At 48.6% G+C, this 5,465-nt stretch carries 4 protein-coding genes; 2 read left to right on the top strand and 2 right to left on the bottom strand.

What is annotated here, in order from left to right; genetic code table 11:
- The first annotated feature begins 188 nt into the window (after positions 1 to 188).
- The gene (locus tag Q0668_RS23830) at positions 189 to 2,399 is read left to right on the top strand and encodes a recombinase family protein (protein WP_298869048.1); all 2,211 of its coding nucleotides are present in this window, start codon (positions 189 to 191) and stop codon (positions 2,397 to 2,399) included.
- 305 nt (positions 2,400 to 2,704) lie between these two features.
- Here Q0668_RS23830 and Q0668_RS23835 read toward each other — a convergent pair whose 3' ends face one another.
- Entirely contained in the window at positions 2,705 to 4,165 is a 1,461-nt protein-coding gene (locus Q0668_RS23835; protein WP_298869049.1) for a DUF1501 domain-containing protein, read from the bottom strand.
- A 222-nt stretch (positions 4,166 to 4,387) separates the two neighbouring features.
- Between Q0668_RS23835 and Q0668_RS23840 the strand changes: the two genes are divergently transcribed.
- Positions 4,388 to 5,131 carry a DUF3050 domain-containing protein gene (locus Q0668_RS23840; protein WP_298869050.1) on the top strand — a complete coding sequence of 248 codons (744 nt, stop codon included), beginning with the start codon at positions 4,388 to 4,390 and terminating at the stop codon, positions 5,129 to 5,131.
- Between the two features lie 151 nt (positions 5,132 to 5,282).
- On the opposite strand, the gene Q0668_RS23845 is transcribed toward Q0668_RS23840, so the two are convergent.
- On the bottom strand, positions 5,283 to 5,465 hold a 183-nt coding region (locus Q0668_RS23845), incomplete at its 5' end, for a hypothetical protein (RefSeq protein WP_298869051.1).

The raw sequence follows: 5,465 nt of genomic DNA on the forward strand, positions 1-5,465 counted from the left end.
CCAGATAAAGCAAATGCCGTTGAGTTATAGGCTTACAACTCAACGGCAAACAAAGGAGCGGAGAGGGGGGGAAACTCGGCTCCCTGTTTTCATCTTGCACTAGCATAGTAGCGTTTCGGCATCATACCTCTATTTTTATAGGGGTAGCAGGCTTCTGGTTACTTCTGGTTAGTGTTGGTTATTTTCTGTTGTTTGGCAATCGTTTCAGCACACTTTCAGCACAAATCGATTTGAACCATGCTCCTGCAACAGCCGTTAGTGAATCATCTGTTGTTTATGCTCGAAAACGACGGCGTAGTCAAGAGAAGCAGGACACAAAGGATGTTCTGGAAATAGCTGCCGACTATTCTCGTTTCAGTTCGAACAACCAGCGCGATGAAAGTATCGAACAGCAGCAACAAAAGTGTCGGGAACTGGCTCTCCGAAACGGCCATCAAATCTTACCCGCTTACGAATATGAAGACAGGGCCGTATCAGGCACAAAACTTGAAAGAGAGGGCCTGAATGAGCTGCTGGAAGCAGCAAAGCAAGGGAAGTTCAATGTACTGTATTTATATAGTTTAAGTCGATTGGCACGGGAATCTGTCATTACAATGCCCATCCTCAAAAAACTCGTCTATGTTTACGGTGTTCGCTGCATTTGTGTGACTGAAGGAATTGATACCAAAACAACCGGCTGGGAAGTCATTGCTGCGATTTTTGCTCTGATTCATGAACAGTTCATCAAAGATTTAAGTGTATCCGTTTTGCGGGGACAGGAGCATGCCCTGCTTAATGGTTTTTCTGTTGGAGATTGGTGTTTTGGGTACGGCTCTAAGCCGGTGCCGGGATCCGAAGTAAAGCGAGCAGGACGTAATAGCAAACCGCGAATGCTATACGTTATAAATCAAGAGCACGCGGATTGGGTCAGTCAGATCTTTACCTGGTTTGTTGATGAAGGTATGTCAATCAACAAAATAGCCAGAGAGCTCAATCGTTTAAAGGCTCCCAAGGATCATCGGGCTTCAAGTAGTGAGTGGCACCATGCCCTTGTAGTAAATATTTTGACGAATCCAAAATATATTGGTGACTGGGCTTGGGGGGAGATGCAAAACAATCGTGACCCAGAAACAGGCATTATTTGTCAGAAGCCACGGCCGGAAGAAGAATGTGAAAAATGGAAACGTGAACTACCTCATCTGTGTATTATCGATGAAAACACTTTTCGGAGAGCACAGGAGAAATTGGACGCCAACGCTGAAAAATGGGGAAAACACCGCAGTGTTAATGGCAAGTTTACAGGATCCTCTGCTGAAGCGAACGGTCGTCGTAAAATTAAGTTGTTACACAATCTTTTGAAGTGTGCCCACTGTGGCAGCCCGTTTCACTCTGACGGTAAACGAGCTCGTTGTCGTGGTGGAAAACGTGGTACCTGTGGTGTTATCACATCAGTACCTATTCAGTTGCTGGAATCGATGATTCTCGAAAAAATTGGAAAAATGATTCTGGAAGATGATCAGTGGTTTGATTACGTTTTCATTGAATTGTCGAAACAGTATCGGGAATACGAAAATCGGGTCCCTGCAGCAATCAGAGAGAAAGAACGGGAGTTATCTCAGGTGACTCAAAAGATCGAACGTCTACTCGATCTGGTTGAACAGGGCGATGCCCCAGAGGATCTGCAGCGTCGACTTAAGCTCAGAAAGGAAGAGCAGAAAGAAATTCAGTATGAGCTAAAACAGCTCAAGCTGGAGCAAACACACGATGTGGGAAGTCCTACCAAAGAGTGGTTAAGAACTAAACTCACAAAGCTGTTTGAGGTTTTACAGGAATTATCCCCAGCCTCGAACAGTGCTTTAACGGCACTCGTTGGAGGGGAAATTATTCTGGAAGCGGAAAAGATCCCATTAAAGAAAAACTATTACTTTCGCGGGAAATTCCGGATTTATGCCCAGAGGGTGTCAGATATCGTTACTGGTACTTCATCCACGATTGAGTCTGCAGATCAGGGGCAGGAAATCGTGATCGATTTCATCCAATCTGATGAAACGGATCAACAGCGGGAAATTGCCAAAAGGATGTATGACGCTAAAGAGCCTGAATTTAAGATCGCTGAAACATTAGGTGTCAGCCGTAGTCGTGTCACTGCAATTTTAAAAGAGGTCTTTGAGTTACTGGGGGAGGCAAAGCCTGATGGACGTACACGTCGGTCAGAACTCGCTGTGAAACACAAAGAACCTCCCCACTATCAGTCCATCGCAGATGATGTGATGAAACTGTACGATCAGGGATTGTTGCTCGGACAGATTGCTGATGCTCTGAAAATCGACCGGAATACGGTAACCAGTTCAGTCAAATTCTGGCACGAACAACATGGGCTACCTGTGCCCGATGGTCGTACTCGCAGGAAATCACTGTAGCAGAATTAGTTTTAGAGTATTAATACTACCTGAGAAATTCTGTAAGCCGGCCACCTTTCCGGGTGGTCGGCAATTTCATTTTTTTAGATATCAGAGAACCTCAGTATGTCGTAACTTACGCGCGTCCCTCCTGAAAGATCAAAAACAACAGTCCTTGAAGGCAGACGTGCACCGACTCACGTCAGTTCTTTCAACAGATTTTGTTTTTCAATATCAATTGACTACGGGCCTTAACGTGCGACAGTCTATTTGTACCCGACGTTCTGACACTGTACTTTCGAATTTTGTTCTACTACTGTGATCAATCAAAATACTTCTGAAATAACTCGACCACCATCGGTGAAATCGATCGGCAGGCCACCCGGTTTTTCTAGACGAGCCGTAGTGTCGATACCGAGCTTGCGATAAATTGTCTCTGCGTAATCATAGGGAGTGTAGGGCCGGTCGGTCACATCGCCTCCCTCTTTGTTGGTTGAGCCAATCACTTGTCCGCCCGGTACGCCAGCACCGGCCAGTGCGACCGACATCGCTCGCCCCCAGTGATCACGCCCTCCCCACTTGTTGACGCGTGGCGTTCGCCCCATTTCAGTAATGAAACAGACCAGCGTCTCGTCTAGTAACCCGCGCGCATCCATATCCTCGAGCAAGGCGCTCAAAGAACGGTCGAGGCTGGGCATCATCACCGGGTGAGGTAAGCCGAAACGTTCCTGGTTACTCTTCCCTTGAGGGCCACTACATGGGCCGTTATTGTAAATCCCCTCATGGTGATCCCAGTTCAGAAACACACCATTGGGTTGCCCGTAACCGGGTCGGTTCACGTGCTCCGGTGGCTGGATGACAGTCACACTTACAAAACGCACCCCCGCCTCAATGAGCTTTCGTCCCAGCAAATAACAACAACCACGATGGTCACGTCCATAGCGGTCCCGTATTTTCTCGCTTTCATTCGACAGATTGAGCGAAGCTTGTACCCTGGGACTGGTCAACAGATCCACCGCATTCTCATAATATGTTTGTAGCGCTTCCGCAGATTCAGTCTTCGAGACGGCTGAACGATCCAATTTCTCGAGCAAATCACGCCGCTGATGAAACCGCTCAGGGCTCAATTTTGGGTGCAATTGCAACGATCTCACTTTCCACTCTGGGTCAGAAAGGTTTTCACCCAGATTCTTTGTGCCCAGTTTCCACGGCGATCGGCTGGATGGCAGGAAGCCGGTGCTGGTAACGTGATTGGGCATATTGATTCCCGGACAGAAAATATATCCCGGCAATTGCGGACAGTCTGTTCCAATTTTATGGGTGACGACTGACCCAATGTCGGGAAAGTCAAAAGCGGAATCAAAACGGTAGCCTTTAAAGAACTCTTGGCACCCCTCCTTGTGGCCAGCAACTCGAGCCGAGGTCATTGAGCGTATGACTGATAACTTATCCGCCTGCTTCGCTGTCATCGGCATCAGCGATGAGAAATTGACACCAGGTACATTGGTCGCAATCGGCTTGTAAGGCGTGCGATGGTCATAAGAGGCATCCGGTTTCGGATCCCAGGTATCCATCTGGCTGATCCCGCCCTCTTCATAGACGACCAACACCTGCTTTGCCCGACCTGCTGCCCGTCTGCCTTCGCTCTTCGCCATCGCTTCCAGCGCAAGCATCTCGGCCAGACCACATCCCATCATGCCAGCCGAAACCGACTTCAGGAACCCGCGTCGAGCTGGATCAGATTGAGAATGGTTTGTCCTGTGCAAATATTTGAGTTTATTCTTCAATTCACTTCCTCACGATCTTCATAGAACAGCCCCTGTATCCTATTGAGAAATAAGGGAGATAGTGCGTGCTTACCACTTCGATTATTGTACAGTAAACAACCTGTAACACAATACGGTCCCGTACACGCGTTGGCTCCTTAAAGGTCACAACCAACAGCCATTCACGGCATACCTGCCCCGACTCACGTCAGTTTTTTCATCAGATTTTGTTTTAAAGATCAATTGCCTCTTGAACTTAAGACTCTTCAGTCTATTTGCACTCGACGCTACGAAGCGATTGCTACGCTGGAAGACCTGCAGCGGTTCATGGAGCACCATGTCTATTCGGTCTGGGATTTCATGTCGCTGGTCAAGTATCTGCAGGGAGTGATCGCGCCGACCGGTGCACCGTGGCTGCCCCGCGGTGATGCCAGCGTGCGGCGGTTTATTAATGAGATCGTGCTGGAAGAAGAATGCGATGAAACCGCCGATGGCGAATTTTCCAGCCACTTTGAACTATATCAGGCGGCGATGACAGAAGTGGGCGCCAGCACGGAGACCCTGACAGAATTCATCACAATCGTCGATCAACAGGGAATCGAAGCCGCACTTCAGTTTCCCGATATGCCGGAACCGTCGCGGCAGTTCACAACCAAAACCTTTGAGTTCATTGCTGACGGGGCGCCTCACAAAATCGCCGCGGCGTTCGCGCTGGGACGCGAACATATTATTCCCGGTATGTTCCGTTCGATTCTGGAACAGACCGGCGTGACCGAACAGCAGGCTCCCGTGTTTCATTTCTATCTGAATCGGCACGTCGAACTTGATGGCGACTTCCATGCACCGCTTTCACTGCGACTTTTGAATGGTTTGTGTGAGAATGACCCCACGAAAATCGAAGAAGCAATCACTGCAGCGCAGGCCGCTGTGGAAGCGCGGCTGCGATTGTGGGATGGCGTTCTGGAGAGTATTCAGGCGAAGGTTTGAGAAACATGTGAAACAGGAATATTCAGACTACCTAATTCTGCTGAAGCTGTTCTCGATTTGATGATTTCACTGACTCCTTTCCTGCGGAATTACATCATGAGTTATCCTTTCGGAATCCGTTGATTATTACAACAAACATCGAGCGCATAGCTCACGGGAATATCTGCCGCCCTGCTCTGTCGAGCCACCGCCGGAATTCGAGACAATCAGGCTCGATGAGATCCACCGCGAGGAACATCTCGGTGGGCTGATCAAGTCCTACGAGCGAATTGCCGCGTAGATCAAATCGAAAAGCAAGCCATTTCTTCATGCTCAGCGTACGCGCGTTCGCTCC

The sequence above is a fragment of the uncultured Gimesia sp. genome, from assembly GCF_937910335.1.
Lineage (GTDB): Bacteria > Planctomycetota > Planctomycetia > Planctomycetales > Planctomycetaceae > Gimesia.